Here is a 13,987-nt window from a genome sequence, read left to right as displayed (position 1 = left end):
CGACTTCGTCCTGCACCACCCCGACGGGAAACAGTCCGTGCTGCACCCGCGGCTTCCGCTCCGCTACGCGTGGGGAGACATCGACCCACCACCCAAACGATTCCACCCCGCCGCCTGAACCCATCGGAGGGGGCAGGTCAGGCAGGCGAAGAGCGCACCGCCGACCACGCAGATTCGTCAGAGGCGACCGCGCCCGCTCACGCCTGGCAGCGCGGGCACCAATAGAGCTTGCGGGCGCCGATCTCCTCGAGCACGATGTCGGTGCCGCACACGCGGCACGGCAGCCCCGTGCGGTGGTACACCCAGTGGCGATCGTCGCGGTGCGCCATCGCAGCGCGATACTGGTCGGCCGAGAGATCGTCCATGGTCATCATCTGACCCGTCTCGACGCCGATCGCGAGCAGGCGCACCCAGTCCCGCCAGATCGCGCGCACGGTCTCCTCCGGCACATCGCGCCCGGGAGTGTGCGGGTTCAACTGCGCCCGGAACAGCAGCTCGGCGCGGTACACGTTGCCGATCCCGCTGACCACAGCCTGATCCATGAGCAGGAGCGCGATCGGCACAGCCCGGCGCCGCACCGCAGCGACGAAGCGCTCCTCCCCCGCGTCCACGTCACCCACGAGCGGATCCGGCCCGAGCTTGGCGACGGTCGCCAGCATCTCATCCGGCGTCTGCAGCACGCACGCGGTCGGCCCCCGCAGATCCGCGCAGGTCGAGTCCGTCATGAGGCGCAGGCGCACCTGCCCGACCACGGGAGGCGGCCACTCGGCGCCCTCGTCCGCAAGCCCCTTCGTCGCCTCGGACATGCGGACGTGCACGCGCGTCTTCCGCGGGGCGCCGATGGAAGCCAGCGAGTTCTCGCCGGCGTCGTCCAGGATCGGCGCCTCGTCGAGATCCGTGCCGCGCTGATTCGTCTGCCCCATCCGTCCGTTCGCCGAGGCGATCGTCGGATCCACGAGGATCTCACCCGAGAAGTCCCAGGCGCCATAGAGCCCCAGATGCACGCGCAACCACAGATCGCCCTCGGTCTCGAGGAACATCTGCTTGCCGACCGCCTGCACGCTCTCCACGGTCCGACCGTCGAGAAGCGCGGCGCCCTCCGCGAACCGCCCCTGAGGGCTAGAGGCGACGACGGGCTTGCCGACGAAGTTGCGCGCGAACTGCCGCGCGATCCGGTGGACGGAATGGCCCTCGGGCATCAGGCGCGCGGGTCCGGAAGCAGGGATCCGTCGCGCTCGAAGTCGGCGATCTGCCCGATCCGGCGCACGTGCCGCTCCTCGTTCGAGAACGGCGTGGCGATGAAGCGGTCGATGAAGCCCGCGACCTCCTCGAAGGTGTGCTGACGCGCACCGATCGCGATCACGTTCGCGTCGTTGTGCTCCCGCGCGAGCTCGGCGGTCGCGATGCTCCACACCAGGGCGGCACGGATGCCCTCGACCTTGTTCGCCGCGATCTGCTCGCCGTTGCCGGATCCGCCGAACACCACGCCGAGCGCCTCGACGCCGGCACGCTGGTCGGCGATCGTCGCCTGCGCCGCGCGGATGCAGAACGCCGGGTAGTCGTCCAGGGCGTCGTACTCGACGGGGCCGTGGTCCACGACCTCATGCCCCGCCTCGGCAAGGTGATGCTGCAGCTGCGTGGAGAACTCGAGACCGGCGTGATCGGTGGCGATGTGGATGCGCATGAGTCAATCCTACGGAGCGCCACGACCACCGCGAGGCGGCGTGACGCGGCCCCGCGGAGCGGTCAGGGCGCGATGCCCGCCGCGGCGGGCTTGAACCCCGCGCGGATGTTCTCGCAGCAGCCGGGACGGCACACGTCGAACGCCGGACCGAGCGCCGTGACGTGCGCACGGTCCGCCGCAGGGCGCCCCTCCAGCCGCTCCTGGATGAGGTCGACGATCCCCGCCACGAAGGAGTCGGACACTCCGGGCGTCGGCGTGCGCACGAAAGCGAGACCCGCCTCGGCGGCCGCGTCCTTCGCCTCGGTGTCGAGATCCCAGAGCACCTCCATGTGGTCGCTCACGAAGCCGAGCGGGACCACGGCGACCGCGGTGCGACCGCGAGCGGGCAGCTCCTCGATCACGTCGCAGATGTCGGGCTCGAGCCAGGGCTGCGAGGCGGGGCCCGAACGGGACTGGTACACGAGCTCCCACGCGACGTCGGCCGCGCTCGGAAGCAGCTCGGCCACGCGGCTCATGACCCACGCCGCCACGGCCTCGTGCTGCGCGGCGTACGCGCCGCCGGGGCCCCAGTCGACGTCGCGGGGACCGGAGCGCAGCGCATCGTCGGTCGGCACGCTGTGCGTCGTGAACAGGACCTGGATGGCCGCGGCGTCGGCGCCGTCCGCCGTGAAGCCGTCGATCGCGTCGCGCACGCCCTCGACGAAGGAGGTGACGAATCCGGGGTGGTCGTAGAACGGGCGGATCTTGTCGATCGTCACGGTCTCTCCGAGACCGGTCTCGTCGAGCACGCGGGCGAAGTCCTCGCGGTACTGACGGCAGCTGGAGAAGGAGCTGTACGCGCTCGTCGCGAACGCCAGCAGCGTCGTGTCGCCGCTCTCCGAGGCCTCGGTCACGGCGTCGGACAGGTACGGAGCCCAGTTGCGATTGCCCCAGTAGACGGGGAGGTCGATCCCGCGGCGCACGAGCTCGGACTCGAGTGCGGCCTTGAGCGCGCGGTTCTGCGCGTTGATCGGGCTCACGCCGCCGAAGTGACGGTAGTGATGCGCGACCTCCTCGAGCCGCTCGTCCGGGATGCCGCGGCCCCGGGTGACGTTGCGCAGGAACGGGATCACATCGTCCTGGCCCTCTGGTCCGCCGAACCCGGCGAGCAGGATCCCGTCGTACGCGACGGGGGTCTCGACGAACTCGGGCCCGCTCGCGGCAGGCTCGGAGGCGAAGGGAACGGTTGCTGCGGTCACATTTCGGGCACTCACCCTCCTATCTTCCCCTGAACTTCCTTTGCCGTCGCCGAGCGCCGACTCGGCGTCCGGCCGGGCCTGCGAGGCCGGCGGGAGCCCGCGGAATCGTGCGAGACGCGCTCTGGCGTAGGCTGGGACGGTTGCCGCCGGCGCCAGCAGCGCGGATCTTGCGGCCGAAACCCTCACCCCTGGGAGTCTGAGCAGTGCCTGGAGAGAACCTCACCCGCATCGAGGCGCAGGAGCGCCGCGCGATCGTCGACACCGAGTCGTACGAGATCGCGCTCGACTTGACCAAGGGTGCGGAGGTGTTCGGATCCCGCAGCGTGGTGCGCTTCAGCGCCACCGAGGGATCCTCGACCTTCATCGACCTGATCGCGCGCGAGGTGCGCGAGATCACCCTGAACGGCGAGCAGATCGACCCGACCTCGGCGTTCGCCGACTCGCGGATCGCGCTCGACGGCCTCGCCGCGGAGAACGTGCTCGTCGTCGACGCCGACTGCGAATACACGAACACCGGGGAGGGCCTGCACCGCTTCGTCGACCCCGTCGACGGCGAGGTCTACCTCTACTCGCAGTTCGAGGTGCCCGACTCGCGTCGCGTCTTCGCCGTCTTCGAGCAGCCCGACCTGAAGGCGACGTTCCAGTTCACGATCACCGCGCCGGCCGCGTGGAAGGTCGTCTCGAACTCCCCCACGCCCGAGCCGATCCACCACGACGTCACGAACGGATCCGCCTCCGAGGCGACCGGGGCGGTCGCCACCTGGGGCTTCGAGCCCACCCCGCGGATCTCGTCCTACATCACCGCGATCATCGCGGGCCCGTACGAGGAGACCTTCTCCGAGCTGACGAGCGCATCCGGCCGCGTGATCCCGCTCGGCGTCTACGGGCGCAAGAGCCTGTGGGAGCACCTGGACGCCGACTACATCTTCGACAAGACGCGCGAGGGCTTCGCCTACTACGAGGAGAAGTTCGGCGTCCCGTACCCCTTCGCGAAGTACGACCAGCTCTTCGTGCCGGAGTTCAACGCCGGCGCCATGGAGAACGCGGGAGCGGTGACCTTCACGGAGACCTACGTCTTCCGCAGCAAGGTGACCGACGCCGTCAAGGAGCGCCGCGTCGTCACGATCCTGCACGAGCTCGCGCACATGTGGTTCGGCGACCTGGTCACCATGAAGTGGTGGAACGACCTCTGGCTGAACGAGTCGTTCGCCGAGTGGGCGTCGACCATCGCGACCGCCGAGGCCACCGAGTGGACCGAGGCGTGGACGACCTTCAACGCGATGGAGAAGACCTGGGCCTACCGTCAGGACCAGCTCCCCTCCACGCACCCGGTCGTCGCCGAGATCAACGATCTCGACGACGTGCAGGTGAACTTCGACGGCATCACCTACGCCAAGGGCGGATCCGTCCTCAAGCAGCTCGCCGCGTGGGTGGGCATCGAGGCGTTCTTCGCCGGCGTCTCCGAGTACTTCAAGAAGCACTCCTGGCAGAACACCGAGCTCAGCGACCTCCTCGTCGAGCTGGAGCGGACCAGCGGCCGCGACCTCACGGTCTGGTCGAAGAAGTGGCTGGAGACCGCGGGCGTCAACACGCTCGCACCGGTCATCGCGGAGGCCGGGGACGGCTCGATCTCGCGCTTCGCGGTCACCCAGACCGCTCCGGCCGACTACCCGACGATCCGCCCGCACCGCCTGGGCATCGGGTTCTACAATCTCGACGCCGCAGGCTCCCTCGTGCGCACCCACCACGTCGAGGTCGACGTCGACGGCGACCGCACGGAGATCCCCGAGCTGCAGGGCCTGAAGCGGCCCGATCTCGTGCTGCTCAACGACGAGGACCTCGCCTACGCGAAGATCCGTCTCGACGAGCGCTCCCTCGCGACCGCCGTCGCGCACCTCGCCGACATCAGCGACCCGCTCGCCCGTTCCCTCGTGTGGGGCGCCGCGTGGGACCAGACCCGCGACGCCGAGAGCGCCGCGAGCGACTACATCGACCTCGTGCTCGGCAACATCGGCCGCGAGACCGAGTCGACCACGGTGCGCACCACGCTCAGCCAGCTGCAGACCGCGGCCGCGCTGTACGTCACGCCCGAGCACCGCACCGCCGCCCGCACCCGCGTGGCGGACGGCCTGTGGGCGCTCGCCCAGGGCGCGGAAGCCGCGTCCGACAGCCAGCTGCAGTTCGTCACCGCGTTCGCGAACTCAATCACCACGCCCGAGCACGCCGACATCGTCCGTCGCCTCCGCGACGGCGACCTGACGCTCGACGGACTGACGATCGACACCGACCTCTCATGGCAGCTGCTCGTCGGCCTCGCCACGGTCGGCGCCGTCGACGGCGCAGCGATCGACGCCGCGCTGGAGGGCGACAACACCGCCAAGGGCGGGGAGTTCGCCGCTCAGGCCCGCGCCGCCCTGCCCACGCCAGAGGACAAGCAGGCCGCGTGGTCGTCGCTCGTCGAGCACGACGACCTGTCCAACACGATCGTCCGCTCCGCGGCGCTCGGCTTCACGCACCCGGCCGGGGTCGCGCTGCTCGAGCCGTTCGTCGCGCAGTACTTCGACGCGCTGCTCTCGATCTGGGAGGGCCGCACGTTCCAGGTCGCGAACTACCTGATCGTGGGTCTGTACCCGAAGACGCTCGCGAACGTCGCCCTGCGCGACGCGACCCGCGCCTGGCTCTCGGCGCACCAGGACGCCGCGCCCGCGCTGCGCCGTCTCGTGTTCGAGAACCTCGCCGATGTGGAGCGCGCCCTCGCCGCCCAGGCCCGCGACGCCGAGACCGTCGAGGCCGTGGCCGCCGACGCGCAGAGCTGACGCAGAGCCCCCGCGACGAAGCGCAGGGCCGGAGGGAGTTCGATCCCCTCGGGCCCTGCGGCGTTTCCCGCCGCACCGCGCGCAGCGCACGGCGAAGCGCCGTCGCTGTTCAGAACCCGCCAAGGCCTCCGGTCATAGGATCGTGAGCGATGAATATCGTCCCCTTGGATACGCCCTCCGACATCGCTGCCTGGTGGCAGAGCCTGCCCGGTGCGCTGCTCGCTATCGGCGGCAAGGCTCTGCAAGCCGCCCTCGTCATCGTCATCTGCGCGGCAATCGCCTACGCACTCAGGTTCGTCATCCGCCGCGTCGTCCGCCGGATCGTCGCCGGCGCCAAATCCAAGGCGGAGGTCACCGACACGCGGGCGCTGGAGCGCTCGCCACTCGCGGACATGCGCCTCGTGCAGCGCACCAGGACGCTCGGCACGATCCTGCAGAACATCGTCAACGTGATCCTCGTGGTGGTCGCGATCGTATTGATCGTGAATATCATCGACAACGCCCTGCTGGGATCCCTGACCCTGCTCACCGCGGCCGTCGGCGCCGGCCTCGGCTTCGGCGCCCAGAACATCGTCAAGGACGTGCTGAACGGCATGTTCCTCGTCGCCGAGGACCAGGTCGGCATCGGCGACGTGGTGGATCTGGGGCTCGCCTCCGGCGTCGTCGAATACGTCAGCGTGCGGATCACGCAGGTGCGCGACGCGAACGGCACGCTCTGGTACGTGCGCAACGGCGAGATCACCCGGATCGGCAACATGTCGCAGGGCTGGGCCCGCGCGATCATCGACCTCGGAGTGCCGGCGGATGCGGACGTCCCCGCGGTCGAGGACGCCCTGCTCGCCGCCGCGCAGGGCCTCGCGAAGGATCCGAAGTGGCGCACCCGCATCGTCGAGAAGCCCGAGATCTGGGGACTGGAATCGATCGAGGGCGACGCCCTCGTGATCCGGGTCGTCATGAAGACCCGCACGAACGCGATGGACGACGTCGCCCGCGAGCTGCGGATGCGGCTGCGCGACACCATGCTCGGCATGGAGCTGACCGTCCCCAGCATGGCCACGGTGCAGCTCGCCGGTCCCGAGGGCGCCCGCCGCGTGCACGGTGCGAACCCGCCGCGCACCCGCCCGAACCCGGTCGCGACGGCCCCCGCGGTGCCGGAACGCGGATTCTGGCGCAAGAAGAAGACCGAGGGCGAGAAGCCCGCCACGGTCACGCCGCCGCCGCGCACCAAGCCGGCGCCGACCGCACCCGCGCCGAAGAAGACCGAGAAGCCGAAGACCCCGCCGTCGGCCCCGCAGAGCCTTCCGCTCCCACCCCTCCCCGATCCGCAGACTCCGCAGAACCCGCAGAACCCGCAGGATCCGCAGAACGCTGGAGACGAACGATGACCGATCCGGTGTCCTTCTACGACGAGGTCGGCGGCCATGCGACGTTCCAGCGCCTCGTCGAGGTCTTCTACCGCGAAGTCGCCCTGGATCCCGTGCTGAAGCCCATGTACCCCGAGGAGGATCTCGGCCCGGCCGCGGATCGCCTTCGGATGTTCCTGGAGCAGTACTGGGGCGGCCCCACCGCCTACGGCGAGCAGCGCGGGCATCCGCGGCTGCGGATGCGGCACATGCCGTTCCACGTCGACCCCGATGCCCGCGACCGCTGGCTGCGCTGCATGCGCACGGCGGTCGACGAGGTGCAGCTCTCGCCGATCCACGAGGCGACGCTGTGGGACTACCTCGAGCGCGCCGCACATGCGATGGTGAATACATTCGAGCCGAGCCGCACGACCACGACGGGCGCACCGACACCGGACGGGCGTCCCATCCTCTAGCGCGCGCCGCACGCACACCGAGTTCGACGGAGATCTCATGACCGCGACCACGACCACCCACTCCACCGACGTGCTCGTCATCGGCTGGGGCCTGTCCGGCCTCGTCGCCGCCGCGGAGGCGACCGCCGCCGGCAGACGCGTGATCGTGGTGGATCAGGAGCCGCGCACGAATCTGGGCGGGCAGGCCTGGTGGTCCTTCGGCGGACTGTTCCTGGTCGACTCCCCCGAACAGCGCCGCATGGGCATCACGGACTCGTACGAGCTGGCCCGGCAGGACTGGTTCGGCAACGCGGGCTTCGACCGCGAGGAGGACGCCTGGCCGCGACGCTGGGCCGAGGCCTACCTCCAGTTCGCGAGCGGCGAGAAGCGGGCCTGGCTCCGTGAGCGCGGAGTGGGCTTCTTCCCGGTCGTGGGCTGGGCCGAGCGCGGCGGCTACGGCGCCCTGGGTCCGGGGAACTCCGTGCCCCGCTTCCACATCACCTGGGGCACCGGCCCCGGCATCGTCGCGCCCTTCCAGGCCGCCCTCGAGCAGGCGGAGAAGACGGGGCACCTGGTGGTCCTCCCCCGGCATCGCGTGACCGCCCTCACCATGCAGGACGGGGTCGTCACGGGCGCGGAGGGCGAGATCCTCGCGTCGTCGGCGGCGGCGCGCGGCGTGCAGAGCGACCGTGAACCGGTCGGCACGTTCGAGATCTCCGCCGCGGCGACGATCGTGACCTCCGGCGGCATCGGCGGCAACCACGACCTCGTACGCGCCGCGTGGCCCGAGCGCCTCGGCACACCGCCCGTGGACATGCTCACCGGGGTTCCCGCCTACGTCGACGGTTCGATGCAGGCGGTGTCGTCGGCGGCGGGCGCGCGACTCATCAACGGCGACCGCATGTGGCACTACGTCGAGGGCATCCGGAACTGGGATCCGGTCTGGCCCGGCCATGGCATCCGGATCCTGCCCGGCCCGTCGTCGCTGTGGCTGGATGCGACCGGCGCGCGCCTGCCCGTGCCGCTATTCCCCGGCTTCGACACGCTCGGCACCCTGGCTCACCTGCGTGAGACCGGGCACGATCATTCCTGGTTCGTGACGACGCGGCAGATCGTGGAGAAGGAGTTCGCGCTGTCGGGCAGCGAGCAGAACCCGGATCTCACGGGCAAGGACGTGCCGCTCCTCGTGCGCTCCCGGCTCGCGAAGGGCCCCACGGACCCGGTGCAGGCGTTCCTGGACAAGGGCGAGGACTTCGTCGTCGAGGACGATCTGGGCCGGCTGATCGCACGCATGCAGGAGCTCCCGGGCGGGGACGCCCTGGACCCCGACCGGGTGCGCGAGGAGGTCGTCGCGCGCGACCGCGAGATCGTGAACGACTTCACCAAGGATGCGCAGATCGCGATGCTGCGTTCGGCCCGCGCCTATCGCGGAGACCGGTTGATCCGCACGGCGTCCCCGCACCGTCTGCAGGACGCGTCCGCCGGTCCCCTGATCGCCGTGCGCTTGCGGGTCATCACCCGCAAGTCGCTCGGCGGCATCGAGACGGATCTGGACGGTCGCGCGCTCGGTGCCGACGGCGAGGCCGTGCCGGGGCTGTACGCGGCGGGCGAGGCGAGCGGCTTCGGCGGCGGCGGCGTGCACGGGTACCGCGCTCTGGAGGGCACCTTCCTCGGCGGATGCCTGTTCTCGGGACGCCAGGCCGGGCGGGCGGCGGCGCAGGCGGTCTGAGCCCGGCTCGCGGCCCTGGACCCCCTTCGGTCGAAGTGCCAGGATCGCGTGCATGAACGCAGAAGAGCTGCGAGCGCGTCAGGCACCGCTCAAGGAGCGCTACCGGCAGGATCCGAGCCTCGCGCGCGTCGTTTCGGAGGCGACCGGCGACTACCGGGATCCGGGCATCACCGCGACCATCGACGGGTGGGCCGGCCCGGTCCGCGCCGGGCAGCATCCTGCGACCGGCGGAGACGGATCCGATGCGTGCTCGGCGGATCTCCTGATGCAGGCGCTGCTGGCGTGCGTCGGGGTGACGTTCCGCGCCGTCACGACCGCGATGGGAGTGACGGTCGAGAATGTCCGACTCGCCGCGGAGTGCCGCTGGGATGCGCGCGGGACGCTGGGGCTGGATCGGGATGCACCGGTCGGGGTCGGTGAGATCTCCGTCACGATCACCATCGACAGCGATGCCGACGAGGGGCGTCTGGAGCGGATCGCCGCCTCGACCGAACGCTACTGCGTCGTCGGGCAGAGCCTCGCGTCACCGCCGACGATCACGGTGGTCCGGCGCTGACGGTGCGCGCGGGCATCGGCCCGCGCACTTTCCGCCTGCGGACCGGATGCGCCTCAGCCGGCGCTGCCCGTCGCCCGCACGGCGGTCAGCCCCACGGCTGCGGGGCCGCGGCTGAGAACGTGCCCGCGCGAGAACGCGAGGCGCGTCCACCGCCCCGAGGTCGTGATCGGCACCTGCTCGGCGCCGGAGATGAAGCCGAACGCGTGCGCGGCGAACGCGATGCCGCGCGGCAGGCCGAGGAGGTCCTCGTCAGGTTCGCCCCAGATCGCGGCGCGCAGCGCACGGACGGCGTCCTCGCCCGCGCCCGCCGGGGATCCGTGCGCGACCGCCGAGATGCCCCACTGCGCTCGCTGCGCGATGACGTCCGCGCCGAGCGTCCCCACCGGCGTCCATCCGCCCCGGGGTGGTGCGACTCCGGCCCAGGAGGGGCTGCGGCCCGTGTCGGGCAGCGCGAGGGCGCGCGGATCGTCGGTCGTGGTGAGCTCGTCGATCACGATGTCGCAGCGCAGCTCAGGGTCGGCCCGCACGATCCGCATCGCGAGGATCGTCGGCGTCGCATCGAACAGCGTCTGCGGCACGAGGGCCGCCGCCGTCATCGCGAGCACCCCTCCGTCGGCTTGCAGCCTGACCCCTTCATCGCCGGCCCGGCCGGCCCGGGAGACGAAGGTGAGCGCGTCACGCGCAGTGTCGGCATCGGCGAGGATCAGCGGCGTGGGCACGCCCTCTAAACTAGCAACCGGTCGCGACCGGTCCCCCGGTGTGTCGCGGCAGCCGCCGAGAGGATCCCATGACGCACGACGAGCACGCCCGCCGATCGGTCGAGATGCTGCGGGGGATCCTCGATCTCGACTCCTCCGACGCGCGCACGACCGAGGACATCTTCACGGGCGTCTCGCATCCGATGCCGACCGGGAGGATCTACGGCGGGCAGGTGCTCGGTCAGTCCATCATCGCCGCGGAGCGGACCATGCCGGACGGTCGCGTCCCGCACTCGATGCACGGCTACTTCCTCCGCGCCGGAGACGCCTCGCAGGGGCTGACGTTCGCGGTGGATCGCATCCACGACGGCCGTTCCTTCTCGACGCGCCGAGCGCAGGCCTATCAGAACGGTGTGCCGATCTTCTCGATGATCGCATCGTTCCAGGACGAGAACCCCGGCATCGAGCACGCCGAGCCTATGCCGGAGGGGATCCCCGGTCCGGAGGACCTCGCCCCGGATGAGGAGCTGTCCGACGGGATCCACCCGCTCTCGAAGCGCATGCTCATCGACCGCCCCGTCGACATGCGGCACGTGGAGGGACCGCTGTTCGGCGAGGCGGGGCCTGAGGAGTCCGCGCATCAGGCGGTGTGGATGCGCCTGCGCGCCCCGTTCCCCGACGACCCGCGGCTGCACCGCGCGGCGCTGGCGTATCTCAGCGACATGTCGATCCAGGAGTCGATCCTGCGCGCGCACGGCCTCAGCTGGAACGTGCCGGGCTTGAAGGTCGCGAGCCTCGACCACGCCATGTGGTGGCACCGCCCCGGCCGCGTCGACGACTGGCTGCTGTATGTGCAGGAGTCGCCGAACGCGCGCGGAGGCCGAGGGCTCGCGACGGGACGGATCTACGATCGCAGCGGCGCCCTCGTGGCGAGCGTCGCCCAGGAGATCACGATCCGGGTCCCGGAGGCCTGATCCCGCCCCTGTCGAACAGCGGGTGCTGGCACACGATCCGCGGAGATCCCGCTCAGCGGTGCGCGTAGACGATCGACGGGCCGGAGAACGGCTCCCAGGCCTCGCGCATCTCGGGGCCGATCCGGGTGGGACGGCCCGTGGCCGCGTCCACCAGCACGATCACCGCGGTCGAGCGCGCGTACAGCACGCGCTCCTCGAACGCCGCGTCGTTGTAGACCTCGTAGCAGACCTCGATGCTGGATCCGCCGAGCTTGCCGAACCACATCTGCACCTCGAGCGGGTGCCGCTGGTACGGCACGGGCGCCAGATACTCGATCTCCTGGCGCGCGACGAGGGTCAGCACGCCCGCGTCGATTCCCGAGCTCAGCACCGCCGTGCTCGGGCCGTGCTCCCCTTCGCCCGGCCGCCAGAACGCCCGCACCCGCGCTTCCTCGAGCAGCTTCAGCATCGAGGTGTTGTTCACGTGGTTGAAGGCGTCGAGGTCTCCCCAGCGCAGGTGGATCGGGATGTGCAGGCGCTCCCCCGCCGCGGCCCCGTCGGGAGCCGCGGCGTCGGGAGCACCGGCACCGGCGATCTCAGTCACGCGTGAGCCTGCGGTGCGTCGAGCGGTGCGGGTTGGCCGCATCCGCGCCGAGGCGCTCGATCTTGTTCCGCTCGTAGGCGTCGAAGTTGCCCTCGAACCAGTACCACTGGTCGGGGTTCTCGTCGGTGCCCTCGTAGGCGAGGATGTGGGTCGCGATCCGGTCGAGGAACCACCGGTCGTGGGTGATGACCACGGCGCAGCCGGGGAACTCGAGCAGCGCGTTCTCGAGGGAGCTCAGGGTCTCGACGTCCAGGTCGTTGGTCGGCTCGTCGAGCAGCAGCAGGTTGCCGCCCTCCTTGAGCGTCAGCGCGAGGTTCAGGCGGTTGCGCTCACCACCGGACAGGACGCCGGCCTTCTTCTGCTGGTCCGGACCCTTGAAGCCGAACTTCGAGACGTAGGCGCGGGACGGGATCTCGGTCTTGCCGACCATCATGATGTCCAGGCCGTCGGAGACGACCTCCCACAGGGTCTTGTCGGGGTCGATGCTGGCACGGGACTGGTCGACGTAGCTGATCTTGACCGTCTCGCCGACCTTCAGGTCGCCGCCGTCGAGGGGCTCGAGCCCCACGATCGTCTTGAACAGCGTGGTCTTTCCGACGCCGTTCGGGCCGATCACGCCGACGATGCCGTTCGGCGGCAGGCTGAAGCTCAGGCCGTCGATGAGCGAGCGCCCGTCGAAGCCCTTCTGCAGCTTCTTCGCCTCGATCACGACGCTGCCCAGGCGCGGACCCGCGGGGATCGTGATCTCCTCGAAGTCGAGCTTCCGCGTCCGCTCCGCCTCCGCCGCCATCTCCTCGTAGCGGGCGAGGCGCGCCTTCGACTTGGTCTGACGGCCCTTGGCGCTCGAGCGCACCCACTCCAGCTCGTCTTTGAGGCGCTTGGCGAGCTTCGCGTCCTTCTTGCCCTGGATGTCGAGTCGCTCGGCCTTCTTCTCGAGGTACGTCGAGTAGTTGCCCTCGTAGCCGATGAGACGGCCGCGGTCGACCTCGGCGATCCACTCCGCCATGTTGTCCAGGAAGTACCGGTCGTGGGTGATCGCGATCACCGCGCCCTTGTAGGCCTGGAGGTGCTTCTCCAGCCAGAGCACGCTCTCGGCGTCGAGGTGGTTGGTGGGCTCGTCGAGCAGGAGCAGGTCGGGCTTCTGCAGCAGCAGCTTGGCGAGGGCGACGCGGCGCTTCTCACCACCGGAGAGGTTGGTCACGGGCGCGTCCGCCGGCGGGGTGCGCAGCGCGTCCATCGCCTGGTCGAGCTGGGAGTCGAGGTCCCAGCCGTCGGCTGCGTCGATCTCCTCCTGCAGCACGCCCATCTCGGCGAGCAGCGCGTCGAAGTCCGCGTCGGGGTCGGCCATCAGGGCGGAGATCTCGTTGAACCGGTCGACCTTCGCCTTGATCGCCACGCCCTCCTGGATGTTCTCCAGGACGGTCTTGGACTCGTCGAGCTCGGGCTCCTGCATGAGGATGCCGACGCTGAATCCGGGGGTCAGCTTGGCCTCGCCGTTGGACGGGGTGTCCAGGCCGGCCATGATCTTCAGGATCGTGGACTTTCCGGCACCGTTCGGGCCGACCATGCCGATCTTCGCGCCGGGCAGGAAGGCCATGGTGACGTCGTCGAGGATGAGCTTGTCGCCCACGGCCTTGCGGGCGCGGACCATGGAGTAGATGTATTCGGCCACGAGGGCGCTCCTTCTGTCGTCATGACGACGGTTGCGAGGGCTGCGGGTCGCTCTCCGGCGGTGTGCCGCGGGATCGACACTCCAGCCTACCCGGGGCGCGCGCTCTTCCTCCGCGGGACGGTTAGGGCCCGACGGGGACGGTCTTGCCGATCAGGCATCTGCCGCCGTCCACCTGCGGAAGCACCGACGTGACCGGATCCCCCGTGGAGGGCCCGACCTGCCCGACGAGGCACTGGTCC

The 13,987-nt window shown here is 70.4% G+C and carries 12 protein-coding genes; 6 read left to right on the top strand and 6 right to left on the bottom strand.

What is annotated here, in order from left to right; genetic code table 11:
- Positions 1-197: 197 nt before the first annotated feature.
- From B7X32_RS10890 to B7X32_RS10880, 3 genes are all read right to left on the bottom strand, one after another.
- Complete coding sequence (locus B7X32_RS10890) at positions 198-1,199, bottom strand: DNA-formamidopyrimidine glycosylase family protein (protein ID WP_292719383.1); 1,002 nt, start codon at positions 1,197-1,199, stop codon at positions 198-200.
- Positions 1,199-1,684, bottom strand: coding sequence for a ribose-5-phosphate isomerase (locus tag B7X32_RS10885; RefSeq protein WP_292719382.1), 486 nt, complete (start codon positions 1,682-1,684; stop codon positions 1,199-1,201). Before B7X32_RS10885 ends, B7X32_RS10890 begins: the two co-directional genes overlap by 1 nt.
- A gap of 62 nt (positions 1,685-1,746) precedes the next feature.
- Positions 1,747-2,922, bottom strand: coding sequence for a ferrochelatase (locus B7X32_RS10880; protein ID WP_292719381.1), 1,176 nt, complete (start codon positions 2,920-2,922; stop codon positions 1,747-1,749).
- Positions 2,923-3,125: 203 nt separating this feature from the next.
- On the opposite strand from B7X32_RS10880, the gene pepN reads away from it, so the two are divergent.
- The 5 genes from pepN to B7X32_RS10855 all read left to right on the top strand — a co-directional run bounded on the left by pepN (position 3,126) and on the right by B7X32_RS10855 (position 9,821).
- A complete protein-coding gene (pepN, locus tag B7X32_RS10875; RefSeq protein WP_292719380.1) occupies positions 3,126-5,738 on the top strand; it encodes an aminopeptidase N in 2,613 nt (870 codons plus the stop codon).
- Positions 5,739-5,887: 149 nt separating this feature from the next.
- Entirely contained in the window at positions 5,888-7,123 is a 1,236-nt protein-coding gene (locus B7X32_RS10870; RefSeq protein ID WP_292719379.1) for a mechanosensitive ion channel domain-containing protein, read from the top strand.
- Positions 7,120-7,557, top strand: a complete 438-nt coding sequence (locus B7X32_RS10865) for a globin (RefSeq protein ID WP_292719376.1) — start codon at positions 7,120-7,122, stop codon at positions 7,555-7,557. Before B7X32_RS10870 ends, B7X32_RS10865 begins: the two co-directional genes overlap by 4 nt.
- A 37-nt stretch (positions 7,558-7,594) precedes the next feature.
- Entirely contained in the window at positions 7,595-9,265 is a 1,671-nt protein-coding gene (locus tag B7X32_RS10860; protein WP_292719374.1) for an FAD-binding dehydrogenase, read from the top strand.
- 52 nt (positions 9,266-9,317) lie between these two features.
- Entirely contained in the window at positions 9,318-9,821 is a 504-nt protein-coding gene (locus B7X32_RS10855; protein ID WP_292719372.1) for an OsmC family protein, read from the top strand.
- 53 nt (positions 9,822-9,874) lie between these two features.
- On the opposite strand, the gene B7X32_RS10850 is transcribed toward B7X32_RS10855, so the two are convergent.
- On the bottom strand, positions 9,875-10,540 hold the full coding sequence (locus tag B7X32_RS10850) for a hypothetical protein (RefSeq protein WP_292719370.1): 666 nt from the start codon (positions 10,538-10,540) through the stop codon (positions 9,875-9,877).
- A 68-nt stretch (positions 10,541-10,608) separates the two neighbouring features.
- On the opposite strand from B7X32_RS10850, the gene B7X32_RS10845 reads away from it, so the two are divergent.
- Positions 10,609-11,493 carry an acyl-CoA thioesterase II gene (locus B7X32_RS10845; protein WP_292719368.1) on the top strand — a complete coding sequence of 295 codons (885 nt, stop codon included), beginning with the start codon at positions 10,609-10,611 and terminating at the stop codon, positions 11,491-11,493.
- 52 nt (positions 11,494-11,545) lie between these two features.
- Here the strand turns inward: B7X32_RS10845 and B7X32_RS10840 are convergent, their stop codons facing one another.
- The gene (locus tag B7X32_RS10840; protein WP_292719384.1) at positions 11,546-12,067 is read right to left on the bottom strand and encodes a thioesterase family protein; all 522 of its coding nucleotides are present in this window, start codon (positions 12,065-12,067) and stop codon (positions 11,546-11,548) included.
- A 1-nt stretch (position 12,068) separates the two neighbouring features.
- Positions 12,069-13,748, bottom strand: a complete 1,680-nt coding sequence (ettA, locus tag B7X32_RS10835) for an energy-dependent translational throttle protein EttA (RefSeq protein WP_292719366.1) — start codon at positions 13,746-13,748, stop codon at positions 12,069-12,071.
- Positions 13,749-13,987 lie beyond the last annotated feature (239 nt).

This window comes from Microbacterium sp. 13-71-7, from assembly GCF_002257455.1.
In the GTDB taxonomy this organism is placed as follows: domain Bacteria; phylum Actinomycetota; class Actinomycetes; order Actinomycetales; family Microbacteriaceae; genus Microbacterium.
Note: the sequence above shows the minus strand (reverse complement) of the source record. Positions and strands in the feature narration are given on the sequence as shown.

Excerpts from the sequence above, each read along its gene's own strand:
- B7X32_RS10855 (WP_292719372.1), top strand. The coding sequence starts at position 9,318 with ATGAACGCAGAAGAGCTGCGAGCGCGTCAGGCACCGCTCAAGGAGCGC.
- B7X32_RS10870 (WP_292719379.1), top strand. The coding sequence starts at position 5,888 with ATGAATATCGTCCCCTTGGATACGCCCTCCGACATCGCTGCCTGGTGG.
- B7X32_RS10885 (WP_292719382.1), bottom strand. The coding sequence starts at position 1,684 with ATGCGCATCCACATCGCCACCGATCACGCCGGTCTCGAGTTCTCCACG.
- B7X32_RS10890 (WP_292719383.1), bottom strand. The coding sequence starts at position 1,199 with ATGCCCGAGGGCCATTCCGTCCACCGGATCGCGCGGCAGTTCGCGCGC.
- B7X32_RS10860 (WP_292719374.1), top strand. The coding sequence starts at position 7,595 with ATGACCGCGACCACGACCACCCACTCCACCGACGTGCTCGTCATCGGC.
- B7X32_RS10845 (WP_292719368.1), top strand. The coding sequence starts at position 10,609 with ATGACGCACGACGAGCACGCCCGCCGATCGGTCGAGATGCTGCGGGGG.
- B7X32_RS10865 (WP_292719376.1), top strand. The coding sequence starts at position 7,120 with ATGACCGATCCGGTGTCCTTCTACGACGAGGTCGGCGGCCATGCGACG.